This is a genomic window from Bifidobacterium dentium JCM 1195 = DSM 20436 (assembly GCF_001042595.1).
GTDB classification, from domain to species: Bacteria; Actinomycetota; Actinomycetes; order Actinomycetales; family Bifidobacteriaceae; genus Bifidobacterium; species Bifidobacterium dentium.
On the sequence record NZ_AP012326.1, the window covers coordinates 1,229,988 to 1,255,289 of the forward strand.

Annotated in this window: 21 protein-coding genes, 2 tRNA genes and 1 pseudogene; 16 read left to right on the forward strand and 8 right to left on the reverse strand. The window is 58.3% G+C overall.

The window, feature by feature from the left end; translation table 11 throughout:
* Window positions 1–7: 7 nt before the first annotated feature.
* Window positions 8–3,100, forward strand: a complete 3,093-nt coding sequence (locus BBDE_RS05275; protein WP_003840243.1) for a bifunctional [glutamine synthetase] adenylyltransferase/[glutamine synthetase]-adenylyl-L-tyrosine phosphorylase — start codon at window positions 8–10, stop codon at window positions 3,098–3,100.
* Between the two features lie 195 nt (window positions 3,101–3,295).
* On the opposite strand, the gene BBDE_RS11485 is transcribed toward BBDE_RS05275, so the two are convergent.
* Complete coding sequence (locus BBDE_RS11485; protein ID WP_012902130.1) at window positions 3,296–3,568, reverse strand: hypothetical protein; 273 nt, start codon at window positions 3,566–3,568, stop codon at window positions 3,296–3,298.
* 119 nt (window positions 3,569–3,687) lie between these two features.
* Here BBDE_RS11485 and BBDE_RS05285 point away from each other — a divergent pair, with 119 nt between their 5' ends.
* From BBDE_RS05285 to pyrE, 8 genes are all read left to right on the forward strand, one after another.
* Window positions 3,688–4,377 carry a pentapeptide repeat-containing protein gene (locus tag BBDE_RS05285; RefSeq protein WP_003840240.1) on the forward strand — a complete coding sequence of 230 codons (690 nt, stop codon included), beginning with the start codon at window positions 3,688–3,690 and terminating at the stop codon, window positions 4,375–4,377.
* Window positions 4,378–4,519: 142 nt separating this feature from the next.
* Complete coding sequence (gene pyrB / locus BBDE_RS05290) at window positions 4,520–5,482, forward strand: aspartate carbamoyltransferase (RefSeq protein WP_012902131.1); 963 nt, start codon at window positions 4,520–4,522, stop codon at window positions 5,480–5,482.
* Entirely contained in the window at window positions 5,482–5,901 is a 420-nt protein-coding gene (locus tag BBDE_RS05295; protein ID WP_003840238.1) for an aspartate carbamoyltransferase regulatory subunit, read from the forward strand. Before pyrB ends, BBDE_RS05295 begins: the two co-directional genes overlap by 1 nt.
* A gap of 3 nt (window positions 5,902–5,904) precedes the next feature.
* On the forward strand, window positions 5,905–7,323 hold the full coding sequence (locus tag BBDE_RS05300) for a dihydroorotase (protein ID WP_003840237.1): 1,419 nt from the start codon (window positions 5,905–5,907) through the stop codon (window positions 7,321–7,323).
* Entirely contained in the window at window positions 7,323–8,285 is a 963-nt protein-coding gene (gene pyrF, locus BBDE_RS05305) for an orotidine-5'-phosphate decarboxylase (protein WP_003840236.1), read from the forward strand. Before BBDE_RS05300 ends, pyrF begins: the two co-directional genes overlap by 1 nt.
* Before the next feature lie 69 nt (window positions 8,286–8,354).
* The gene (locus tag BBDE_RS05310) at window positions 8,355–9,173 is read left to right on the forward strand and encodes a dihydroorotate dehydrogenase electron transfer subunit (RefSeq protein WP_003840235.1); all 819 of its coding nucleotides are present in this window, start codon (window positions 8,355–8,357) and stop codon (window positions 9,171–9,173) included.
* A 4-nt stretch (window positions 9,174–9,177) separates the two neighbouring features.
* Window positions 9,178–10,131, forward strand: a complete 954-nt coding sequence (locus tag BBDE_RS05315) for a dihydroorotate dehydrogenase (RefSeq protein WP_003840234.1) — start codon at window positions 9,178–9,180, stop codon at window positions 10,129–10,131.
* A gap of 28 nt (window positions 10,132–10,159) precedes the next feature.
* On the forward strand, window positions 10,160–10,852 hold the full coding sequence (gene pyrE, locus BBDE_RS05320) for an orotate phosphoribosyltransferase (protein ID WP_003840233.1): 693 nt from the start codon (window positions 10,160–10,162) through the stop codon (window positions 10,850–10,852).
* A 59-nt stretch (window positions 10,853–10,911) separates the two neighbouring features.
* On the opposite strand, the pseudogene BBDE_RS05325 reads toward pyrE, so the two are convergent.
* The 4 genes and pseudogenes from BBDE_RS05325 to BBDE_RS05340 all read right to left on the reverse strand — a co-directional run bounded on the left by BBDE_RS05325 (window position 10,912) and on the right by BBDE_RS05340 (window position 14,179).
* Window positions 10,912–11,835, reverse strand: a pseudogene (locus tag BBDE_RS05325) (LysR family transcriptional regulator).
* Between the two features lie 126 nt (window positions 11,836–11,961).
* Window positions 11,962–12,597, reverse strand: a complete 636-nt coding sequence (locus BBDE_RS05330; protein ID WP_003840231.1) for an HAD family hydrolase — start codon at window positions 12,595–12,597, stop codon at window positions 11,962–11,964.
* An 86-nt stretch (window positions 12,598–12,683) separates the two neighbouring features.
* Entirely contained in the window at window positions 12,684–13,463 is a 780-nt protein-coding gene (locus BBDE_RS05335; RefSeq protein ID WP_003840230.1) for a gamma-glutamyl-gamma-aminobutyrate hydrolase family protein, read from the reverse strand.
* 122 nt (window positions 13,464–13,585) lie between these two features.
* Window positions 13,586–14,179, reverse strand: coding sequence for a TetR/AcrR family transcriptional regulator (locus BBDE_RS05340; RefSeq protein ID WP_003840229.1), 594 nt, complete (start codon window positions 14,177–14,179; stop codon window positions 13,586–13,588).
* Between the two features lie 175 nt (window positions 14,180–14,354).
* Here BBDE_RS05340 and BBDE_RS05345 point away from each other — a divergent pair, with 175 nt between their 5' ends.
* Both BBDE_RS05345 and BBDE_RS05350 read left to right on the forward strand, forming a co-directional pair.
* Window positions 14,355–15,056, forward strand: coding sequence for an ABC transporter ATP-binding protein (locus tag BBDE_RS05345; RefSeq protein WP_012902132.1), 702 nt, complete (start codon window positions 14,355–14,357; stop codon window positions 15,054–15,056).
* Entirely contained in the window at window positions 15,050–18,346 is a 3,297-nt protein-coding gene (locus BBDE_RS05350) for an ABC transporter permease (protein WP_003840227.1), read from the forward strand. The genes BBDE_RS05345 and BBDE_RS05350 overlap by 7 nt, the downstream gene beginning before the upstream one ends.
* Before the next feature lie 117 nt (window positions 18,347–18,463).
* Here the strand turns inward: BBDE_RS05350 and BBDE_RS05355 are convergent, their stop codons facing one another.
* Entirely contained in the window at window positions 18,464–20,245 is a 1,782-nt protein-coding gene (locus BBDE_RS05355; RefSeq protein WP_003840226.1) for a bifunctional ADP-dependent NAD(P)H-hydrate dehydratase/NAD(P)H-hydrate epimerase, read from the reverse strand.
* A gap of 95 nt (window positions 20,246–20,340) precedes the next feature.
* On the opposite strand from BBDE_RS05355, the gene BBDE_RS05360 reads away from it, so the two are divergent.
* Window positions 20,341–21,042, forward strand: a complete 702-nt coding sequence (locus BBDE_RS05360; protein ID WP_012902132.1) for an ABC transporter ATP-binding protein — start codon at window positions 20,341–20,343, stop codon at window positions 21,040–21,042.
* 169 nt (window positions 21,043–21,211) lie between these two features.
* Here the strand turns inward: BBDE_RS05360 and BBDE_RS05365 are convergent.
* Both BBDE_RS05365 and BBDE_RS05370 read right to left on the reverse strand, forming a co-directional pair.
* Window positions 21,212–21,284: transfer RNA gene (locus BBDE_RS05365), tRNA-Asn, on the reverse strand.
* Window positions 21,285–21,318: 34 nt separating this feature from the next.
* Window positions 21,319–21,391, reverse strand: a tRNA-Asn gene (locus tag BBDE_RS05370).
* Between the two features lie 264 nt (window positions 21,392–21,655).
* On the opposite strand from BBDE_RS05370, the gene bsh reads away from it, so the two are divergent.
* The 4 genes from bsh (at window position 21,656) to BBDE_RS05390 (ending at window position 25,237) form a co-directional block, all read left to right on the forward strand.
* A complete protein-coding gene (bsh, locus tag BBDE_RS05375) occupies window positions 21,656–22,606 on the forward strand; it encodes a choloylglycine hydrolase (RefSeq protein ID WP_012902133.1) in 951 nt (316 codons plus the stop codon).
* Between the two features lie 240 nt (window positions 22,607–22,846).
* Complete coding sequence (locus BBDE_RS05380) at window positions 22,847–23,317, forward strand: MerR family transcriptional regulator (RefSeq protein ID WP_003843611.1); 471 nt, start codon at window positions 22,847–22,849, stop codon at window positions 23,315–23,317.
* 45 nt (window positions 23,318–23,362) lie between these two features.
* A complete protein-coding gene (locus BBDE_RS05385; RefSeq protein ID WP_003840217.1) occupies window positions 23,363–24,409 on the forward strand; it encodes a zinc-dependent alcohol dehydrogenase family protein in 1,047 nt (348 codons plus the stop codon).
* 69 nt (window positions 24,410–24,478) lie between these two features.
* Window positions 24,479–25,237 (forward strand): carboxymuconolactone decarboxylase family protein, encoded by a 759-nt coding sequence (locus tag BBDE_RS05390; protein ID WP_012902134.1) that lies wholly within the window; start codon window positions 24,479–24,481, stop codon window positions 25,235–25,237.
* Window positions 25,238–25,302: the final 65 nt, after the last annotated feature.

Genomic DNA, 25,302 nt, shown 5'->3' on the forward strand with positions numbered 1-25,302 from the left:
GGGTTCTATGCAACATACGTTTGGAGTGCGCGAGCTGATTCGTGCCGGACTGCAGGATCTCGACAGAGCACGCGAGCTCCTGCAGGAACTGCAGGACAATGGCGTAAGCGACGATCGGCTGCAATCGTTGATGGCTACGTTGGAACATTCCTGCGACCCCGACGTGGCGCTACGTAATCTCATCGATATCATCAAAGCATTGCAGAGCCAAGGCAGAAGGTTCGACGACATCGTAACGAGCGGAGAGGGTCTTACCCGGCTTGTCACCGTGCTCGGCGTTTCCGACGAAATGGGCAAGCTCATGCGCTTCAGGCCCGAACTGGTCGCAGCCGCCGCCAATGACGCTTGCGAAAGCCACCTGTACAATCACGCACAACGGCGCGCGCATGTACTCGAAGCGGTAGGAGCCGACCCGCAGGAATCCGCCATGCCCAAGGCCAGTCTGCCCCTGTCGGAGGCGGCGACGGCATTGCGGCAAACCTATCGCAAGCAACTGGCGGCCATCATGGCACAGGATGCCATGGAAACCGATCCCACCACCATTCAGCCGCGTATCAGCCAGGAACTGTCCGACCTGGCCGACGCGGCGCTCGAAGGCGCGCTCGCCATCGCCCGTAACGAGATTGAGGGCAGCGAGCATGTACGTTTCACCATCATCGGCATGGGTAAGCTCGGCGCGCAGGAGTTGAACTACGTTTCCGATGTGGATCTCATTTACGTGGTCGAACCAGCCGATCCCGATACCAACGGCATGACGCTTAATCGTATCGGCACCAAACTGGCCACTACCCTACAGCGCGTATGCCAGTCGGTGATCATGGGCGTAGCCGAACCGACTCTGTGGCAGATCGACGGTGGATTGCGACCCGAAGGCAAGGACGGTCCGCTCGTTCGCAGACTCGAATCGCACGAGGCATACTACGAGCAGTGGGCGGAGAACTGGGAATTCCAGGCGTTGCTCAAGGCGCGACCCGTCGCGGGCGATCCCGAGCTCGGCAAGGCTTATATGGACATGACCCGGCCGTTCGTATGGACCGCATCCAAACGTGACAACTTCGTCTATGACTGTCAGCAAATGCGCAAACGAGTCGAAGACCTTATTCCGGCACCGCTCAAAGATCGTGAGATCAAGCTTGGTCGCGGAGGTCTGCGTGATGTGGAATTCACCGTGCAGATGCTCCAGCTCGTGCATGGTCGTTCCGACGAATCGCTGCGTACCCGCTCCACCTTGGAATCGTTGCAGGCGCTGGCCGATGGTGGGTACGTGTCGCGCAAGCAGGCAAAAAAACTTTCCTGGGACTATCGCTTCGAACGAGTGATGGAACACCGGCAGCAAATGTGGGCCCTGAAACGCACGCATCTGTTCCCGGATCTTGGCAACGCCGGTCTCGGCGGCATCGAGCGCAAGCGTGACGTCGATGTGGATGCGTTGAACCGGAATCTCGAATTGCGCAGGCTCGCGCGTGCCTTCCACCTGCATCCGGAAGAACTTGTCGACAAATACGACGAGACCCGCCGCGAAGTACGCCACCTGCACATGGACATCTACTATCGCCCGATGTTACCGATCAATGCCGGCTTGGATGACGAGCAGGTCGAACTGTCGGAGAAGGCCGCACACGAGCGTTTCGAATCCATAGGATTCGCCGACGCCGACGCCGCCATGCGCCACGTCGTAGCGCTTACCGCCGGTATATCCCGTGCCGCAAAGATCAACCGGATCCTGCTCCCGGCTGTGCTGCAGTGGCTTGGAGAAGGGCAGAATCCCGACATGGGCCTGCTCAACTGGCGCAAGCTCGAAGAGAACTTCGGCACGGAAAGCGAATACCTCGGATTCCTGCGCGATTCGCCATCCGCGGCGCAACGCCTGTGCCATGTGCTTTCAAATTCCCGGTTTCTCGGCGACACGCTCAACAAATCGGTCGAATCGGTTACCTGGCTCGGCAACGATGAGGAACTCAAACCCCGTACGCGTGAAAGCCTTGACATTCAGACCAAGGCCGCACTGGAACGTAATGCAGGCAGCATCAACGATTTCGCGAATTCGGTACGTGTCATGCGCAGGCATGAGATCGAACGCATCGGCCTGGCTTGGATGAGCGGCGTGACCGACGACGCGACTTCGTTGGCCGGCATGACCGACGTGTATGACGCCATCATCGAGGCGTCGTTGCGGTGGGCTATCCGCCATCAGCTTGACGAAATGCGGTTTGATGAAGCGCCGGCCGCAATCGCCGTCATCGGCATGGGCCGTTACGGCGGCAGGGAGGTGAATTTCAGCTCCGACGCCGACGTGATCATCATCTACCGTCCGACCGAAGAGGCTGACGATGGTCAAGCCAACCTATTCGCGCGCAAGGTGCAAGAGGATTTGCGTGCCATCCTGCAAGGTCCTACCACCTTCGAGCCGAAGATCGAGCTCGACATGGACCTGCGCCCGGAAGGCAAGAACGGCCCATTGGTACGCTCCTACGCATCGTGCGAGGAGTACTACCGTTCATGGGCCAGCACGTGGGAGCATCAGGCGCTGTTGCGTGCCCGCCATGCCGCCGGTGACGTCGCACTGGCCGAGGATTTTCTTGTCAACATTGCCAATCCGCTGCGCTATCCGAAGACGGATCCGACCGAAACGCAAATCGCCGAAATCCGTAAGCTCAAGGCTCGCATGGAGGCTGAACGCCTACCGCGCGGCGTGCGTAGGGAGCGCCATCTGAAACTTGGCAAAGGCGGTCTGTCCGACGTGGAGTGGACCATTCAGCTATTGCAGCTGCAACATGCGGGGGAGAATGCGAACCTGTGCGTCAACGGCACGTTGGAAGCGCTTGACGAGCTGGAACGTCGCAGGTTGATTGACGCCGGAGATGCCGTCATATTACGCAAGGCGTGGCGCATGTGCACCGCGGCCCGCAACGGCAGTTATCTGTGGAGCGGGCGTGTCAATCAGGCCGACATTTTGCCTGATGACACATACTCACTCGGAGGCATTGCGGTCTATCTGGGCTACGACGCGAACCGCGGTCAGCATTTCGAGAACGATCTACTTGCCGTAATGCGCAAGAGTCGCGACGTAATGGAGCGACTCTTTTATGGTCGCGCATGACATGCCAGCCACCCAATACCCCTAAATCGTTATCTGCCCGCCGTGTGAGCGGAAAAACGAGTGACCATATTAATCTGATTCGAGAAACGGCTGTTTTACGACCCTTTTCAAAATCGGACACTCGGATTATTCGTCGCAATGCTCACACGGCGGGCAGATAGCGATTTAAGGGGTATGTCGTAGTGTGTCGGAGGGTCAGTGCACGTACATCGACAGCACAATGGCCACCAATGCCACGAAAACCGCGGAGCAGACGGCGAGTATCGCATTGCCGTGTTTGCGTGTACCGAATACCGTTACCAGCGAGATGACGGCGAATACGATGGACACGTCTACGAAAATCGAACAGAAGAATTTGGCCAGTACCGGTTTGCCAAATGCCAGCGGAATGGAAATCACGGCGAATACGATTGCCGTGATTGCGCTTTTGGAAATGGGTTTCTTCGTTGAATTGCTTACGTTGCTCATAAGGACAATACTCCTGCTGCAGTTTGACATTCTATGTATAGGTTCATAGATAAAACATAGGCGCATGGTCATGCGAATACACTGGTGAGTGTCGCCATATTCGGACAGGGAAGATTGTGATGCTACCAGATTCTCGTGTGAAGAAGACCGTTGCTCCTCGCGTGCCCACGCTGAAGAAGCCGTCCGTATTGGCTGAGATGCGTATGGGCGCGGTCGAGCCGGAAGGCTCCTATGACACCATCCGCATTGAAGGGCAACATGCCGCCGATGCAATCTCGGATTGGACGTTGACCACCTTTCTGGACTGCTCTCTGGAAAACCTGACGTTCGAAACGGTGTTGTTCGACCATGCAGCCATCACCAGTACGAGGTTCGCCGGATGCGGCATGGTGCACTCGTCGTTCGTGAACGCGTCCATATGCTCAAGCACCTTTGAACACTGTCGGTTCGGTGCCTGCGACGCTTGGGATTGTGAGACTCGATCCGTCATATTCACAGGCTGCCGGTTTGGCTATCTTAACTTGCGTGGCGCCAAGTGGCACGATGTGGTCTTTCGGGATTGCGTGATCGACGATTTCGATGCGGCTCATGCGGTGCTGGGACGCATCGCGTTCCCCGGTACCACGATTCATGCCATCAATCTGCAGCATGCCGTGGCCGATGACGTTGATCTACGTGGCGCAGAACTGCAGGAGATTCACGACGTCGCCGGCTTGCGCGGCACCACCATGCTCGTAGACCAGATCTCCCAACTTGCCCAGTCCTTCGCCGCCAGTCTTGGCATCCGACTGGAGGAGCCTGAGGGCTAGGAATCATGAACACGCGGTGAATGGGAGGGTCAGTGGTTCAGGCTATAGTTGGCTAGGTCACTTCGGGTGGCCACCTTCAACTACAAGTTGCATGAAAGGTGAGCCGTTGTCCTCAGTACTCGAACCGGCGACAGAGACGCCGATGGTCGGAAAAAGCGTCATCACTCTTGACGATCTTTCCATTCGTCAGATTCAGGAACTGCTGCACAAGGCGCAGTACATCGATTCCCATCGCAAGGAAGTGGCGCACACCTGTGAAGGCAGGGTGCTTGCCACTTTGTTTTATGAGCCGAGCACGCGTACCCGACTGAGCTTCGAAACCGCCATGTTGCGACTCGGTGGCAAGGTGATCGGTTTTGCCGGCGCCCAGCTCGCCTCCGTGACCAAGGGCGAGACCATTGCCGATACCCTGAAGACCGTTTCCAATTACGTTGATGTGGTCGCCATCCGCCATCCGAAGGAGGGCGCCGCGCTCGTGGCTTCTCGCGCAGCATCCGTGCCGGTCATCAATGCCGGCGATGGCGGGCACATGCACCCGACGCAGACCCTTGCCGACCTAGCCACCCTGCAGTCCCGTTTCGGACGCATCACCAACCTGACCGTCGGATTGTGCGGCGATTTGACGTTCGGGCGCACCGTGCACTCCCTGATCGAAACGCTGTGCCGCTTCGGTAACGTGAACTTCGTACTTATCAGCCCTGACGAGCTCAAGACTCCGCGTTATGTGCTCGACCGTATCGATGCCACCGAATCCTGCTCCTACACGGAGGTCAAGGACCTGGCTTCCGTAATCGGCGACCTTGACGTGCTGTATATGACCCGTGTGCAGAAGGAACGCTTCTTCAACGAGGATGACTACCTGCGTCTGCGTGATACCTATATTCTCGACGAAGCCAAGATGAGCCTCGCCAAGAAGGACATGGCCGTGCTGCATCCGCTGCCGCGAGTCAATGAAATCGCAGTTGAAGTCGATGACGATCCCCGCGCCGCCTACTTCGAGCAGGTCAAGAACGGCATGCTTATGCGTATGGCATTGGAAAGCTCGGTGGTCGGCGACAAACTGCCGGGATACGAACCGCTTGAATCGGAGGAGGTTGCGGCCTGATGGAAGTCACTAGCATTCAGAATGGCATCATCATCGATCACGTGCCTGCCGGCACTGCGCTCAAGGTGCTCGAATACTTGAAAATCGACCCGTCCAAGACCAAACTCGCGTTGATCATGAACACCGACAGCCATATGTATGGTACGAAGGACATCATCAAGATCGAAGATGAGACCGAAGCCGTCAACCTGGATGTGCTTGGCCTCGTGGCCCGCACCGCAACCGTTGGCGTGGTGCGTGGCGGCAAGATCGTCGAAAAGAAGCAGCCGACGCTGCCGGAGCATGTCGTCAACATCATCAAATGCGTGAATCCACGTTGCGTGACCACCACCGAACCGGCCGTGCAGATGTTCCATCTGGTACACTCCGACCGTGCCGAATACCGTTGCGATTACTGCGATGAGGAAGCGAAGTTCTGACCCATGGCCCTCACCCTTCACGACATCAAGGTCTGGAATACCGGCGAAGTCATCGACCTGATCGTTCCTGCCGACACCGACGAGACCGTCGACGCCTCAGCCATGACCATCGCGCCGGGCTTCGAAGACCCGCATGTGCACTTCCGCGATCCCGGGCAGACCTACAAGGAATCGATGGTGTCCGGCTGCACCGCAGCCGCTTCAGGTGGTTACACGAACGTACTCATCATGCCGAACACCGTTCCCGCCATGGATGGCGTGAAGGTCAAGGCCGGTCAGCAGGGCGCTTCCGAGGTGCTTGATGCCGGTTACGACACCGTCATCGATTATCTGCAGCATTACGAAGCGGTCCATGATGTGAAACTGCCGGTCCGCTACGATTTGTGCGTATGTGCGTCCAAGGGTCGTGCCGGCAAGGAGGCTACCGATGTGGCCGACTGGATCGGCTACCTGCCGGGGCATGGCGATGATGGGAAGGACCCCTACCAGCTGGCCCATCCGGTGACCGCCATCAGCGACGACGGTTCCGCCGTCACCCCGGAGATTCTTGACCAGGTATTCACCAATGTCAAGGAGTCCGGTCTGTACCTGATCGAGCATTGCGAACATCACGACACCGGTGCGGTCAACGACGGCCCGGTCTCGCGCAAACTCGGTGTGCCCGGCATCCCGGAGGACACCGAATTGAGAATCGTCGAACGTGACATCGAGATGGCACGCAGAACCGGCGTGCACGTGCATTTCCAGCATGTGAGCACCGCAATCTCATTCGATGCGATTCGCAAAGCCAAGGCCGAGGGGCTGCCGATCACCTGCGAAACCGCGCCGCACTACATTGCACTGTGTGATGAAGCGTTGCTGGAATACGGCACGCTCGCCAAGATGAATCCGCCGCTTCGCTCCGAAGCCGATCGACAGGCCACCATTGCGGCCGTGGCCGACGGCACGGTCGATCTTTTGGCCACCGATCACGCGCCGCACACCATGGAAGAGAAGGAACTCGGCTTCCTCGACGCCCCCAACGGCATCATCGGCCTCGAGTGCGCCTATGGCGTGTGCCATAAGGTGCTCGTCGACGGCGGTCACATTTCCGATGAGCGACTCATCGAACTCATGGCGACCGGTCCGGCAACGCTCATGGGCCACGAGAACACCGACATGACCGTGTTGCTCGACGAGAACGCCGATGCGGTTCCCGGTGATTCCAACACCAAGCGAGTGCTTGACCTCGGTAAGGTCACGCACCCCGAAAATGTAGACTTGGTGGTGCTCGACACCACCGAGGAATGGATCGTCGACCCGGAGAAGTTCCATTCCTCGGCACGCAATACCCCATTTGGCGGATGGCATGTCACCGGCCGTCCGCTGGCTACCGTCATCGGCTCGAAGCTGGCCTTCAGCCGCATCAACAAGGAGGATTGATGGACCGTCTGATCGAAGCGATCGAATCCAAGCAGAATCCGAGCGTCGTCGGACTGGACCCGACTGAAGCCCTCGTGCCGGCACAGATTGTGTCGGACTTCGCCGACGAAATCGCCGAACAGGTCGAAGATCCCGCAGAGGCGCCCGCTGCTCAGCTGTCCGTCGCCTTCTTCGAATTCAACCGTGCCGTCATCGACGCCGTGGCCGACATCGTGCCGGCCGTCAAGCCGCAGATCGCCATGTATGAGGCACTCGGTCCGGCAGGCATCGACGCCTACACCATGACTTGCGAGTATGCCAAGCAGCAGGGCCTGTACGTGCTCGGCGACGTCAAACGTGGCGACATCGGCTCCACTGCGGCTGCATACGCGCACCATCTGAGCGGCGTGGCGGAGCAGGGAACCGTCTTCGATCCATGGCATGAGGACGCCGTGACCGTGAACCCATATCTTGGCACCGACGGCATCACCCCATTCGTCGATGCGGCCGCCGCCACCGACAAGGACATCTTCGTACTGGTACGCACCTCCAACCCGTCCAGCAGCGAATTGCAGGAATTGGAGCTTGCCTCCGGCGAACGCGTGTACGAACACGTCGCCGACCTGATCGAAGGCTGGGGTGCCGAAACCATCGGCAGGAACGGCTATTCCCGAGTCGGAGCCGTGGTCGGCGCCACGCATCCGGAGGAGGGCAAGGCACTGCGCGCCCGCATGCCGCACACCTTCTTCCTGGTGCCGGGATATGGAGCCCAGGGCGGCACCGCACAGGGTGTGGCCGGCATGTTCGACAAGGACGGTTCCGGGGCACTGGTCAACTCGTCCCGTGGCATTATCGGCGCATGGATGAAGTCCGGCAAGTATTCCGACGGCATGAGCGCCGAATCCGCGCTTGAACTGGTCGCCGAATCGGCCCGCGAAGCCGCCAAGGACATGCGCGACAATCTGCGCGCGGTCCTACCATGAGTCCAGGCGAGCCGGGCCAAATTCGTAATTTTTCAAGCCAAACCATCGAACGCAACAGAGAGGGAGTCCATGACCACCGCAACAACGTTCGCTCCGACCGTCGCCGAGGCGACTGAGGCCGGCTTCTTTCCAAGCCGCCACGAGGTCGAGATCGTTGATAACCGGGAACTGACCGACGGCGTCTATCGCCTGACCTTCCGAGACGAATACATCGCCAGCCATGCCAAGCCGGCGCAGTTCGTCGATGTGTATTCCAATGATCCGACCAGGCTCATGCCGCGTCCGTTCGGCGTGGCCGAGGTCAACGGCGACGAAGTAAGCCTGATGTTTGCCGTGGTAGGCAAGGGCACCGCTGAATTCGCGAAGCTGCAAGCCGGAGACGCCGTGCGTGTGATGGGGCCCTTGGGCAACTCGTTCAAGACCAAGGAGCCGGCCAATTACGTATTGGTCGCCGGCGGTCTCGGCGTACCGCCGCTAGTACGGGCCGCACAGGCCATCGCCGGCATGCAGGGCGCGACAAGCACTGCCGTATTCGGCTACCGCAACGTGCATTTCGGCGACGAATACGTGGGCAGATATGCCGATTCGGTGTACAGCATCGATGAGTCCGAAGGCAACGTCATCACCTTGCTTGACCGAATTTCGGATGAACTCACGAACGGGGAACTGAAGCCGGTCATCCTTTCCTGCGGACCACTGCCGATGATGAAGGCCGTGGCGGCGTGGGCGGCCAAGCGCGGCATCGAATGCCAGCTGAGTCTCGAGCAGCGCATGGGCTGTGGATACGGTACGTGCGTGCTGTGCACGGTCGACACGTTGGACGGACGACTGAAAGTATGCTCCGATGGACCGGTGTTCACACGCGAACGTTTGGGATGGGGTGAGTGAAGGCATGACGACTGACAACATGCAGCACGGCAATCTGTACGAACGATACGAGTGGAAGCACCCCACCCAGGTGGCGGGCGTTCCATGGAAGAATCCGGTCGCCACCGCTTCCGGCACGTTCCAATACGCGGCTGTGCGTTGGTTCTATGATGTGAGCCAGCTTGGGGCGGTCACCACCAAGGGCGTCTCTCCGGTGCCATGGGAGGGCAATCCGGGCATCCGCACCGCCGAAGGCCCGTCCAGCAACATCAATGCGGTCGGTCTGCAGAATCCGGGCGTCGACCACTATCTGGAGGATGACCTGCCCAAACTGAAGGCCATCAACGCGAATGTCATTGCCAATGTGGCAGGCCACTGCGATGACGATTATGCCGAAGTCGTGGCCAAGCTCAACGATTCACCAGCCGACATGCTGGAAATCAACGTGAGTTGCCCGAACGTATCCGCCGGTGGCATGAGCGTGGGTACCGATCCGGTGGCGTTGAGTCGTCTGATCACTCGCCTGCGCAAGATCACCGATAAGAAGATGATCGTCAAGCTCACTCCGAACGTCACCGACATCACCGTTCCGGCACGTGCGGCCGTGGAAAGCGGTGCCGACGCGCTGAGCCTGATCAACACATTGCTCGGCATGCGTATCAACATTCGTACTGGCGAGCCGATCATCACGCATGTGACCGGCGGCGTGTCCGGTCCGGCCGTATTGCCGGTGGGTCTTGCCGCCGTGTGGCGCGTGCGCACTGCGTTGCCTGAGGTTCCGATTATCGGCATCGGTGGCATTGATTCCGGCGAAAAGGCGCTCGAATATCTGTATGCAGGCGCCAACGCCGTGGAAGTCGGTGCGGCCGCGTTGTTCGAGCCGACCGCGCCTCTGCGTGTGGCCCGCGAACTTGACGCCCTGCTTGACGCACGTCCGGAACTGGCTGACAAGCTCGCCAAGGGCGAAACCTGGCGCTAACGACCATTCATCGCATGAAGGAGTGACTATGGAATCCCTTGACCACCGTTTTACCGAATTCCTGCTGGAGTCGCAGGCGTTGAAGTTCGGTGAATTCACATTGAAGTCCGGCCGCAAGTCCCCGTACTTCATCAACGCCGGCGCCTTCAACGACGGCAGGAAAATCGCGACACTCGGCGCATTCTATGCTGAAAAGATCGCAGCCGAAATCGAAGCCGGCAACCTGCCGGAAGACATCGACACCGTATTCGGTCCGGCTTATAAGGGCATTCCGCTGGGCGTCTCCACCGCCATCGCCCTGACGGCCGGGTACGGCATGGAAGTCGGCTACACGTTCGACCGCAAAGAGAAGAAGGATCACGGCGACGGCGGCATGATGGTCGGCACCCAACTGACCGATGGCATGAAGGTGCTGCTCGTCGATGACGTGATGACCGCAGGCACCGCCGTACGCGAGGTCATTCCGAAGCTTAAGTCCGAAGCGAACGTCGAAGTCGTGGGCTTGGTGCTGTCCGTGGACCGTATGGAGAAAACCAAGGATTCCGACACCTCCGCAGTGGAAGCCGTCGAAGCGGAATTCGGCTTCCCGGTGTTCGCCATCGCCAACGTGAAAGAGATCTTCGAAGCCGGCCAGCACATCGAGACCGCGGACGGCGCCCCGTATGTCACGCCGGAGATCAAGGCCGCCGCCGACTCCTATCTCGAACGGTATGGTGCCTGACCGCTCGATACTTGCCGAATATGGAAGATCCTCCTTCGCACAATGAAGGAGGATCTTTGTTAATCGATGAGATTGTATCCGTGGTCGGCGACGACCGACTTGAGCTTTTCAAGATAGTTTTCGGCCGCTTTCGACAGCTTCGCACGCTCGTTGGTGATCCAGCCGACCAGCATCGTCTCGTCGGTGTCGAGCGGCACGGTCACGATCTTCTCGTTGTTGAGGTCACCGTTGTCGATGCCGGTGCACACCGTGTAACCATTCAAACCGATGATGAAGTTCAGGATCGTGGCACGGTCGGTCACGTTGATCTGCTTGGGGGAGTATTCCGGCCAGACCGCTTCCTCGGCGAAGAAGAAGCTGCCTTCCTCGCCCTGCTCGTATTGAATGAACGGGAACGGCTTCAGGTCTTCCATCGTGACCTTCTTCTTGCCGGCCAGCGGATTGCTGCGTGAGATGAATACATGCAGCGGCGCGCGGAACAACGGATGGAATTCAAGATGCTTCTCGCGCAACATCTTGCCGATGACGTCCTTGTTGAAGTCGGACAGGTAGATGATGCCGATCTCCGACAGCATGTTGGCGACCTGGTTGATGATGTCCTTCGTGCGGGTCTCGCGGATCGTGAACTCGTATTCATCGGACTTAATGGAACTGATCATCTCCACGAACGCCTCGACGGCGAATATGTAATGCTGCGTGGATACGGAGCATTACTGCTTGCGCGGCTTCGCGTTCTTATAGCGCTCCTCCAGCAGGGAAGCCTGATCGAGCACCTGACGAGCGTAGGTGAGGAATTCCGCGCCATCCACGGTCAACGCGATTCCTTGAGACGAGCGGGTGAAGATCTCGATGCCCAGCTCGTTCTCGAGTTCCTTCACCGAGGAACTCAACGCCGGCTGCGACACGTACAGCTCGTGCGAGGCTTCGTTCATGGAGCCGCATTCGACGATTTTGACGATGTACTTCAACTGTAGGAGAGTCATAACACCCATTTATAGCAGCGGCCATTTACGAAAGAGCAGTTTATAACGTTCGGTTTCTGCATTGTGGACGGATGCATTCCGCCATCGGCATATCGCGACCATGGCGGAATGACTATGCCCGGACGATCAGATCCGCACTCCCAAAGATGCAAGGTCCTTGCGAGCCTGTTCGGCATCGACGAAGCGGAAGGCGTGGATGCCCACCTTGCCGGCTCCGTCCACGTTCTTCGCGGTGTCATCGAAGAATACCGACCTTTCGGCTTCGATGCCAAAACGTTGCAGTGCCAGCTCGTAGAAATCGGCGTTGGGCTTGAACATCTTCTCCTCGCCTGACACGACCGTGCCGTCGAGAATTTCCGTAAGCTGCGGAAACTTCTCGAAGGCGAAATGAATGGTCTCGTACGACCAGTTCGTAAGCCCCCATACGCCATAACCGGCGGCTTTCAGGTCGCGTAGCAGCCGTTCCGAGCCGGGCAGCAGGCGAACCAGGGAATCGTCGTAACGCGTGATGTAATCCTCGAAAATATCGGCGATCTCCTTGCCGTGGTCCTGCTCGACGCTTGGTAGCACCTCAGCCAGGGAAGCGCCATGGTCCATGCGGTCCTCATAGTCAAAGAAGCCGAACTCGTCGTCATCCGAGCAGATGCGATCCACCAGCTCCTGCGGGTAATGTCCTTCCAGCCCCGCGCGAGACTGCCAATCGACCACGACTCCGCAGAAATCGAAAATGACGTCGGTGATGGCGGGGACTGCATTGACCATGGGGAACCTTCCTCGTAAAGCGTGTATCTGCTGTTCGTCAGTGTAGCGTAACGGGGTGGCGTAAGCGGAATGCTGGAAGCAGGGGGTTATCGCCGTGCCGCATTGACGAACTCGGAGAAGATGGTACGGCTGCGCGCATCGACGTTGTGCAAAAATTCCGGATGCCACTGCACCGCCCACAGGAATCGGGATTCCGGCCGGTATACGGCTTCCGTGATGCCGTCCGTGGCCGTCGCCATGACCTTCAGCGTCGGTGCAACGGTCCGTACGGCCTGATGATGGTAACTGTTGACGGCGATCGACCAGTTGCCGTCGTCGTTGCGTTTCATGGTTGACTCGTCGACCTGCGATTGCGGCATGCCATTGAGCATATCGTCCAGCGGCGTGCCCGGTTCCACGGTCACGTCATGGCCGAATGCATCGTATGGGGGCTTCATCATATGATGCTTCACATCGCTCGGATGTTCGCTCGGCAGATCACGCCACAGCGTGCCTCCAAGGCAGGCGTTGATCAGCTGAATGCCGCGGCAGATCCCTAACACCGGTTTGTCGAGCCGGATCATCGTGTCAAGCAGCGGTGGCTCCATCGCATCACGTTCGGCGCTCAGTTCCGGCTTCGTCGCCTGATATTCGGGTGTGACCTTCTCGCCGTAGAGCGTTGGATTCACGTCCTGCCCGCCGGTGAACAGGATGCCGTCGCACATATCGGCCAACTGGCGGATTTCATGGTCATCGGAGGTTAGCGGCAGCATGATCGGCAGTCCGCCTGCCTCCTCGATGCCGTCCATGTATCCGGGTAACAGCCACAGGCTGTCCCGTTCGTAATCGAACAGGGGAGTGATGCCGATGATCGGACGGCTTTTCATGAATGCCACCTTTCCCGTAGTTGAACCCTACGACCCTACTGATGGAACGACAGCATAGTTTCCCGATATTTCACGATTGTGCGGTGTGCATTGCGGGGATGTCAAGTATTCAACCGACGGTTTCAACGCAGTATGTCCACGGGGGCGATGGATTTGCTGCGTTCGATGATGCCTGAGATGGTTTCCGGCGATTCCTGGCAGCCGCGGCGTAGCCACAACCACAATATGGACGAAGTGGATGAGACGAGGATCTCCATGGCGTATTCCCCGGGGATGCCCGGTGTGTCATCCGGTGCCTTTCGCAGTCGTGACACCTGCCCGAGCAGCAGTTGCTTGATGACGTCCTTGACGCGCTCGTACAGCTGCATGTCGTTGCCGCTGCTGGAGATGGCGTCGAAGAACGCATAGTCTCGTTTGAGATAGCGCATGGCGGATACGAGGTTGCGGGATTTAATGATGTCTTCGACATCGAGCGGCTCGTTGTCATCGTCTGATTCCGGGATGAGTATTGCGGCCAGATCTGCGATGACGTCGTCGAGCAGCTGGTCGCGCAGGTCGAATTTGTCGACATAGTGCATGTAGAAGGTGCCGCGATTGATGTCCGCCTCGCGAGCCAGGTCGCTGACGGTCATCGCGTCGAAGCCTTTGTTCTTGACGAGCGTGGTGAACGCCGCTTTGATTTTCGCTTCCGTTTTGGTTTGTCGTTGTCGTACCATGCCTGCCAGTTTAAATCAACATGTTGTGCATTCCAGTGGTAATCAACAGTTTTCCATAAAGCGTCTAAACTGAACGGTTTCAGGGGAAATGATCATTGTTCTGTTCATGTCGGGAAAGATACAATCATGCGGAAATTAAATCAACATGTTGTCTATTGATGGAGGCGATACGTCAATGGCGTATATCGAGATGGTGCATAGCTCCAAGCGTTATCAGATGGGTTCCACGACCATCGTTGCGAACGATGATGTGAGTTTCGGCATCGAGAAGGGTGAGCTGGCGATCATTCTGGGCGCTTCGGGTGCGGGCAAGTCGACGGTGCTCAACATTCTGGGCGGTATGGACACCAATTCCGAGGGCAGGGTCGTCATCGACGGGCGGGACATCTCTGGCTATTCGGCCAAGCAGTTGACGGCCTATCGGCGTACGGACATCGGTTTCGTGTTCCAGTTCTACAATCTGGTCGCCAATCTGACGGCCAGGGAGAACGTGGAACTGGCCTCGCAAATCGTGGCCGATGCCATGGATCCGGTGAAGGCGTTGGCGGACGTGGGGCTTGCCGACCGTGTGGATAATTTTCCTGCGCAGTTGTCGGGTGGCGAGCAGCAGCGTGTGGCGATCGCGCGTGCGGTGGCCAAGAATCCGAAGATCCTGTTGTGCGATGAGCCGACGGGCGCGTTGGATTACAACACGGGGAAGCAGGTGTTGCGGATTTTGCAGGATATGAGTCGTGAGAATGGTGCGACGGTGGTGATCGTGACGCATAATTCCGCCATCGCGCCGATCGCCGATCGTGTGATCCGCATGCATGACGGCCGCGTCACCGCGGTCGAGACCAACGAGCATCCCATGGACATTCAGGAACTCGAATGGTGAAACGCATCCTATGGAAGGACATTCGTCAGACACTGTCCGGCTCGATAGGACGATTCGTTTCGATCGTCTGCCTGATGGCATTGGGCTCGTTCGCCCTGGTCGGTCTCAAAGTGGCCGGTCCGGACATGCAGGCCACCGGTGCCGAATTCTACGGGCGCAACAATCTTGCCGACGTTACGGTCGTATCCACGTATGGACTGTCCGAAGACGATAAGGACGTCATTGGCAGGGCTGACGGCGTCAGAGGCATCGAATACGGCTATTTCAAAGACGTTGTCATCAAGGGCACCGATTCCAGCATGCGCGTCTTCTCGAAACCGGAACATATCTCCACCTATGACGTGGTGGAGGGCAGGATGCCGAAACGGCAGGGAGAAATCGTCCTTGACCTGAACCAGCGGAGCGCATTCGCTGTGGGCAGCATGCTTGACGTCACTGAAAAAGCCGACATCTCCGGCAGTACCGTATTGCGTCATCATCGCTTCGAAGTCGTTGGTTTCGTGCGCGCAAGCGAAATCGTATCCGGACTGAACATGGGCCAGTCCACATCCGGCAGCGGCACACTGACCTCATACGCCGTGGCCATGCCGTCGGAATTCGACTCCGAGGTGACGATGATCGCACGCATCGTCTACAACGATACTGAACATCTCAACTATTGGACGGATGATTACCGCGACCGCATACAGAAACACAAGGACCAACTCGTCAAACTTCTTGCCGGCCAACCGGAAGCACGAGAGTCGAGCATCCGTGAGCAGCAGCAGGAGAAAATCGATCAGGCCAGACAGCAGGTCAAGGATTCCGAACAGCAGCTCGCCGACGCGGAAGCGCAGCTTGCCGATGCCAAAGCGCAGATCGCAAGCGCCAAGGACCAGATGAGCGAAGGCGAAACGACCATGGTGCAGGAAGGTTCCGCGGCCATCGCACAGCTTGCGTCGGCACAATCGCAGATCGCCTCGGCCAACGCGTCGGTCGCGGCCGGCCAAGTGCAACTGCAGTCGGCGCAGACGAAACTCGTCGAAGGACAAGACCGGCTCTCCGAATCATGGAACAAGCTTTCCGACGCCAAATCGCAGCTCGATGACGCTCGCACCCAGCTTGAACTCACCAAAACCATGCTCGACCAGGCCGCAGCCATGTTGAACAAGATGGAACGGTTCGGCACCACGGGAGCGGTATACGAACAACTCAAGCAACGGTACGAGACGGTGCTGGGCCAATACAACACGTCCGTGCAGGAATACAATGAGCGGCTGGAAGAATACAACAACGGTCTTCAGCAGTATCAGGATGGCGTGAACCAGCTTGAACAAGGATCGCAGGAATACCAGAACAACGCCGACAATCTTGCACAGGCCTCCAACCTCATAGCCAACAAGCAGGCGCAACTTGGCCAGGTGGCCTCGCAGGCAAGTAGTACGGCCGTAGACGGAGCCGAACAGCTTATCGAAGGCCGACGAAGCATCGAGAAGGCCGAAGAAGAGTACGAGAGCAAACTCGCCGAATTCAACAGCAACAAACCGAAAGCCGAAAAGAAAATAGCCGAGGCGAAAACACGGATCGAACTGGCGCAGGAACAGGCCGACAACCTTACCATTCCCGCATACTCGGTCAGCGGCAGGCGTGAAGGGCTCACCTCGCAGGGCTACCGCGTCTACATGGTCATTGTGAACATCATCGGCAAGCTGGCGAACATCTTCCCGATTTTCCTGTATTTCGTCGCAGCGCTCGTCACCTTCACCACCATGGGGCGCATGGTGGACGAGGAGCGTACGAATTCCGGCACGCTGAAAGCCCTCGGTTATACGAACGGCGATGTGATGCTCAAATTCACGGTCTACGGTTTCACGGCTTCGACCATTGGAACCGTCATCGGTGTGCTGGCCGGGCATACGGTGCTTCCGCTCATCGTGGAGCACGCCTACAGCAGTGGTTTCACCATGCCCTCCATCAAGCTCGGATTTCACCCGTGGGTCACATTGGTTTCGTTCCTGCTAGCCTGGATGAGCGCGGTCGTGCCCACGTGGATCGTTGCCTTACGGGAGTTGCGCGAGAAGCCGGCTGCCCTGCTCCTATCGAAGCCACCGGCGAAAGGCTCCAAGATTTTCCTGGAGCGTGTTACGCCGATCTGGAATAGGCTCAACTTCACCCACAAAGTGACTGCGCGCAACATCTTCCGTTACAAGATGCGTATGTTCATGACCATATTCGGCGTTTGCGGCGCTGTGTCGCTGCTCACCGCAGGACTTGGCGTGCAGGCGTCCATCGGTCAGATAGGCGAGCGGCAGTTCGACGAACTGATTCATTACGATCTGATCGCGGTCGAACGGTCAAGCGCGAATTCCGCTCAGATCGATGAGCTCAAAAAAGCGTTGAACAAGGATTCGGTGAGTTCCTCGATCGCCGCACATTACGAGGAATTGTCGAAAACATCCGGCAAAAACAGCGACAAACAGCAGATCACGCTGCTTGCCACGGATGACGCATATAATTTCGGCACGTATCTGACCTTGCGCGATAGATCGTCGCATGAGAAGCGGATCATGGTCAACGATGGCGCGATCATTTCGGAGCGGCTCTCCGAAATGCTGCATGTGTCCGTGGGAGACAGCTTCAGCGTGACCGATGCGGGCGGCGTGGAACGTACCGTCAAAGTATCCGGCATCTGCGAAATGTATATAGGCCATTTCGTATTCATGAACGCGCAATGCTATGAGAAGATGTTCGGCACGGATTACTCGGAGAACTCGTACATGGTGCGTCTCAAGGATTCAAGCGTGGCCAATGCGGAACGTCAGGGCGCGCGACTCATGAAACTGTCCGCAGTGCAAAGTGTGGTGCAGAACACGACGCAGAAGAACATGGTGTCCACGATTGTGGAATCGCTCAATCAAATCATGGAAGTACTGATCATCGTCGCAGTGATGCTGGCGGTGGTGATCCTGTACAATCTGACGAATCTGAACGTGTCCGAGCGTATCCGCGAATTGTCCACCATCAAAGTTCTGGGATTCCACACCAATGAGACGACGATGTACATCTACCGCGAAACCATGCTGTTGTCCGGTCTTGGCATTCTTGCCGGCTATGGGTTCGGCGCATGGCTGCACGGCTATATCGTCACCGAGGTGCCGCCGGACGAGGTCATGTTCGACCCGGCGCTTGGATGGAAGGCTTTCGTCGTGCCGCTCCTAGTGGTCGGCGTAGTGTTGGCCGTGCTTGGTTGGGTAGTGTACCGCCGTTTGAAGACGGTCGACATGCTTGCCGCGCTCAAATCCGTAGAATAGGACGTCGGCCGAATGGCAGCGGCCATCCAGCGATCGCATCTCGCATAAGCGCAGGTACGAGTGCCGGATGACCGCTGCCGTTATCTTCGGTGCTTTGCCGCTTGACGTCGTTCCCGACTACTGCAGCAGCTCCATGAACGCCGTCCGGATGCCGTCGATGATGTCGCTGGCAACAATCGGATGTCCGATCGTGCCGAAATGATGATGGTGAGATTGCCCGTAGATTCGCGGACGATGCCAGCCGCGCTGATCGGATTGTGATTCGGCCGCCGCCGCAAGACCATGCAGATAGGCCGCCGCAGCGGCAACCTCCGGAACGAGCGCCGGATCGTCGGCGAGCATGTCATCCTGTTGTGCGAGCATGGCGCCCAGCATGCCAGCCAGTACGTCTCCGGCGCCGGCGGTAGCCAGCCACGCTGGCGCCCGGCCGGAAAGAATCACCCGTTCCTCGCCATCTCCATCCTCACCGACCACAATCGTCACCGCACCCTTGAGCAGAACGGTCGCGCCGGTCAGCTCATGGGCCCTGCGGGCATACGCAAGCGGTTCGGCGTACACGCCGTCGACATCGATGTCGGTATGCTCAATCCTGTTCAGCAATCGGGCCAATTCGCCGACGTGCGGAGTGATGACCACCTGCGCCGGCACATGTTCCGGCAGCAGATCCAGCGCTCCGGCATCCACCACGATCGGGGGCATCGCATGTACGCGTTCGTTCAACTCCATGGACGACCCATCGGCATCGGACCGTTCCAACGTGTAATGCTTCAGCAACGCGGCAATCGTCTCACGTTGCATATCCTCATCAGCCGTTTCGTCATCGCCGGCGGGGACGCCCGAACCGACCACCCAGGATTGCACGCGCCCTTTGCCGATAACTGCCTCCGGCAACGCCGAAAGCACCATATCCTGCGCATGCTGCGGGCCCATGTAACGCACCATGCCCGAATTCGTACGCGCCGCAGCCCGCGCCGACAGTACTGCCGCACCGGGATAACGGGCGGAACCGGTCACCAACCCGACCACACCACGCGAATACTTACCGTCCGCAAGCTGGGGCAGACGAATCGAATCCGTGACGAAATCACCGTCCGTCATCTCCGCCGCGGGAATCGAATCGTCAAAGTCGAAACCAAAATCAACCAGCGTCAGCCTGCCACACGCATACGAGGCGGGCGGCACCATCGCACATGGCTTCATCGCGCCGAACGTCACCGTAACATCAGCCGGAATATACGGACCCGGCAACGAACCGTCATTCACACCCACGCCGGAAGGCGTATCGATGGCCACCACCAGTGGCAAATCCGCGGACGGCTCATTATTCGGCAGGGCGGGACGGTCAGGCAACTCGCCAACCAAACCCAACGAAGCCGCAATCGTACCGGCGACGCCACGTAGCGCACCCGTCACGCCGATACCGGTCATCGCGTCGAGAATCACGTGCGAGCCCTGCGCGTACTCGACGGCCGCCTGCAGGCGCTCGCCGGCCTCGCCTGCGGAAAAACCAGTGGTGCATCCGGGAATGTCGGCGGCGGGATCGAGCACGAGTACACGTCCGCCGGCATGCACGAACGCTGCAAAGGCCTCTTCGTGAAGGGAACGGCCGACGGCGATCGCCGTAACCTGCGCACCTTCCTGTGCAAGTTCGGCACCGGCATACAGGCCGTCACCGCCGTTGTCGCCGGCGCCGACCAGCAGGGTCACGCGCGCGTCCTCAACGGCCAGATCCTCATCGTCGAGCAGCTCCATCGTCACGTGCGCCGCGGCGGATGCGGCCATGCGCATCAGTGGAACGCCATCGTCGAGCAAAGGGCGTTCCATCTCGCGCACGGCATCGGAATCATAGGCGCCGTACAAGAGCGTCTGCAGGCGGTCGGCTTCATTGGCGGTATCCATGGAATCCCTCCCTTACGGTAACGATATCCCTTACTTTAGTACGTACAATTAAAGCCGTACTGTGTCTCGTGGCGGATTCAGGAATGGAGATGGCAATGGCGTATATCGAGATGGTGCATAGCTCCAAGCGTTATCAGATGGGTTCCACGACCATCGTTGCGAACGATGATGTGAGTTTCGGCATCGAGAAGGGTGAGCTGGCGATCATTCTGGGCGCTTCGGGTGCGGGCAAGTCGACGGTGCTCAACATTCTGGGCGGTATGGACACCAATTCCGAGGGCAGGGTCGTCATCGACGGGCGGGACATCTCTGGCTATTCGGCCAAGCAGTTGACGGCCTATCGGCGTACGGACATCGGTTTCGTGTTCCAGTTCTACAATCTGGTCGCCAATCTGACGGCCAGGGAGAACGTGGAACTGGCCTCGCAAATCGTGGCCGATGCCATGGATCCGGTGAAGGCGTTGGCGGACGTGGGGCTTGCCGACCGTGTGGATAATTTTCCTGCGCAGTTGTCGGGTGGCGAGCAGCAGCGTGTGGCGATCGCGCGTGCGGTGGCCAAGAATCCGAAGATCCTGTTGTGCGATGAGCCGACGGGCGCGTTGGATTACAACACGGGGAAGCAGGTGTTGCGGATTTTGCAGGATATGAGTCGTGAGAATGGTGCGACGGTGGTGATCGTGACGCATAATTCCGCCATCGCGCCGATCGCCGATCGTGTGATCCGCATGCATGACGGCCGCGTCACCGCGGTCGAGACCAACGAGCATCCCATGGACATTCAGGAACTCGAATGGTAGCCGGCATCGGAAGATGACATCGCCCCAAGCACTGCGCGTCAGGGCAAGTTCGCCACGGACGGCACCCTGCATCTCACCGAACAGGACAACGGGCCGGGGAATCGGACGGCGTGGGCGCAAAGGCCTATGCGAAACAGAAAAACCCTCGGATTTCGAGGGTTTCAACAAGCTCCTGCGACTGGGCTTGAACCAGTGACCGTCCGATTAACAGTCGGATGCTCTGCCAACTGAGCTACGCAGGAATAATCCCGCATGGGAATCGCTTCCCATACTACGCTCCTGCGACTGGGCTTGAACCAGTGACCGTCCGATTAACAGTCGGATGCTCTGCCAACTGAGCTACGCAGGAATGTGCGTCATGTTCCGGAATTGCTTCCGTGCACAAGTCATACATAATACACACATTCATCATCTATGCAAATCATGCGCGTGTCCGACGTGTCGTGATGTGTTTCCGACCGTGAATGCATCGGGTTGCAAAGTGTCATCGGTCTCGTCGAGCTATCGTAGGAGGGTGGTTTATCCGCTGGCAAAACATAGCGTCCATTCAGAAAGCGGAGGGTACCATGAACGCGTCAACAGGCAAATGACAAGCAAATGGAAGGAGTCCATTATGTGCACTGGCGTCCGTTTCTCCGATGCGGAAGGAAACATGTATTTCGGCCGTAATCTCGACTGGAGCTTCTCCTACGGAGAGACCATTCTGGTCACCCCGCGTGCCTACAAGTATGACTATGTGTTCGGAGCCGAGGCTAAGGCCGAACCGAATGCGGTGATTGGCGTCGGTGTGGTCATGGCCGACAAGCCGATGTATTTCGACTGCGCCAATGAGAACGGACTGGCCATCGCGGGGCTTAACTTCCCCGGCTACGCCTCCTTCGCCCATGAGCCGATCGACGGCACCATCAACGTAGCCACCTTCGAATTCCCGTTGTGGGTGGCCCGTAACTTCAATACCGTGGATGAGGTCGAGGAAGCCCTGAAGAACGTGACCCTCGTCTCCCAGATCGTGCCCGGCCAGCAGGAATCCCTGCTGCACTGGTTCATCGGCGATGGCACCCGTAGCATCGTCATCGAGCAGATGGCCGACGGCATGCACATCCACCACGACAACGTGGATGTGCTCACCAACCAGCCGACCTTCGATTTCCATATGGAGAACCTGCGCAACTACATGTGCGCCGGCAACGAGATGGCCGAACCGACCACCTGGGGCAAGGCCGAGCTGACCGCATGGGGCGCTGGCGTGAGCATGCACGGCATCCCGGGCGATGTGAGCTCCCCGTCCCGCTTCGTTCGCGTGGCCTACACCAACACCCACTACCCACAGCAGGCCGACGAACAGTCCAACGTATCGCGTCTGTTCCATACTCTCGGTTCCGTGCAGATGGTCGACGGCTGCGCCAAGATGGCTAACGGCAAGTTCGAACGCACGCTGTTCACCAGCGGCTACTCCGCCAAGACCAAGACCTACTACATGAACACCTATGATGATCCGGCCATCCGCTCCTATGCCATGGCTGACTTCGATATGGACTCCTCGGAGCTGATCACTGCCGAGTAATTCTTCCACTTTATGGATTCTCGGATGATGAGGCGCCAAGATGCCCCATATATTGCGGATATGGCTTGAAGGGCCGGGTAAGATCGTTGAAATCCCAATGTTCTTACCCGACCCTTTTCATGTATGCACCGCTTGGATACGGCAGAATCCCGTTATCCATCCAGAGATGGAAGCAAAAGGCCAATGACGGGCAACACACCGAGTGGACTTCGAGTGCTTTAAGTTCGTACAGTGCGAGATATGAGCACTGCAACAACCAGATGGCATACGATTCGCGAGGCATCCATGCTTTCGGGACTTCCCGAATCGACGTTGCGTTACTATGAGCAGATCGGCATCATCGATCCGATCGCACGCGATCCGAGCTCCGGACATCGTGCCTATTCCGATGACGACATTCAGTCGTTGGTCACCATCTCCTGCCTTGCGGCGACTGGCATGCCGTTGGAATCCATGCGAGAATACCTGAGAAACCGCTTCGACGGTGCGGAAGGCGCCCGCAAACAGATGGAACTGCTCGACGCGCAGTCCATCAGGCTCGCCGCCAAGGCAGAGGCGTTGCGTATGCAGCAATCCTACGTAGCGTTCAAAACGCTTTACTGGCGGGCCATCGCCGAAGGCCACGAAGATGAGGCCGAGCGGTTGCTCGAAGAAAACAAAGACATCATCGATACCGTCAAACGGCAACAACACGCCAAAGTCGGTTCGTGACGGAACACATATGGACCAACCACACAACAACAAAGGAGCATTCATATGAAGGCAGCAATCTATAAGGGCATCAAGCAAATGGCATGCGAGGAACGCCCGAAACCGACAATCATCGACGACGGTGACGCAATCATCCGCGTAGTTCGCGCCTGCGTATGCGGATCCGACCTGTGGTTCTACCGTGATGGACGTGAGGCCGACACGCAGACCGGTCATGAGGCCATCGGCGTCGTCGAATCCGTCGGCGACGATGTCACCATCGCCAAGCCGGGCGATTTCGTAATCGTGCCGTTCCCGTACAGCTGCGGCAAGTGCCCGGTATGCAAGGCCGGCTTTGAATCCAGCTGCCCGCACGGCGGCTACTTCGGCAGCGGCGATGGCATGGGATGCCAGGCCGAATACCTGCGCGTGCCGGAAGCCGACGGCACTCTCGTGGTCGTGCCGGCAGATGCCGAGGACCTCTCCGACGAGATGCTCGCATCGTTGCTGACCCTATCCGACGTGATGTCGACCGGTTACCATGCGGCAGCCTCGGCCGAAGTCAAGCCGGGCGACACCGCGGTTGTGTTCGGCGATGGTGCGGTCGGCCTGTGCGCGGTACTTTCCGCCAAGTTGATGGGAGCCTCCCGCATCATCTCCATGAGCCGCCATGCCGATCGTCAGGGAATCGCCCGCAAGTTCGGCGCCACTGATTTCGTTGAGGAACGCGGCGACGAAGCCGTGGCCAAGGTACTGGAAATGACCGACGGTTACGGTGCGGACGCCGTGCTCGAATGCGTGGGTTCCGCCTTGTCGAACGACACCGCCATGAAGGTGGCCCGCGCCGGCGCGGTCGTCGGCCGTGTCGGTCTGCCGCATGACGTCGAAGTCGACATTCCAGGCCTCTTCTATCGCAACGTCGGCCTGCGCGGAGGTCCTGCGCCGGTGCGCACCTACGACATGCAGCGATTGCTTAAGGAAGTGCTTGACGGCACCATCAACCCGGGCATCGTCTACACCAGCGAATACACGCTCGACGACATCCAGGAGGCATACGCCGCCATGGACGAGCGGCGTACCGTCAAGTCGCTGCTGCGTATCAGCGAAGTCTGATCGTTCGTCGCTCCCGTTGACATTCGGACGGTATGGTGTACACGGATGAAAACACTACGAAAGGTAGATATGTTTGAAGAACTGCACAGGAAGATGAACTCCTTTTGGAATAATGACCGGACACTGTCCGAGACGGATCCGGAATTCATCAAGCTGTTCTCCGATTTTGCCTACGACGAGGTGGTGAACGAACCAGGAGCCAATCATCCCGAACTGGATGACAGAACGCGCTCCTTGGCGATTCTTGCCGTGTTGGTCGGATGCCAGGGCGTTGAGGCATTCGAGATGATGCTACCGGTTGCCTATGAGGCCGGATTGACGTCCGTGGCCATCAAGGAGATGGTGTATCAGGCCACCGCATACTGCGGATTCGGCAAGACCTTACCGTTCCTGAAGAAGCTCAACGACTTCCTTGGCGCCGCCAATGTGCATCTGCCGCTCAAAGCGCAAGGCACCACTACGCCGGAAACTCGTGCCGAGGCGGGCGAGGCCAAACAGATCGAGATTTTCGGTGAAGGCATGCGCGGCTTCGCGCAATCCGGCCCGGAAGAGACCCGCCACATCAACAAGTGGCTGGCCGACAATTGTTTCGGCGACTACTATACGCGAGACGGCCTCAACACCCGCGAACGCGAGATGATCACGCTATGTTTCCTTGCCGCACAGGGTGGTTGCGAGCCGCAACTGACCTCGCACGCCAGAGCGAACATGGCCGTCGGAAACGAGAAGGCGTTCCTGATTGCCGCGGTTTCCCAGTGCATGCCATACATCGGCTACCCGCGTACGTTGAACGCGATTCGTTGCATCAACGATGCTGCGCAGGGCTGAGTCGAACGGGAGCGCATCGAAAGGAGGGTCATCCGTGTAATGACGGATGACCCTCCTTTGTGTCA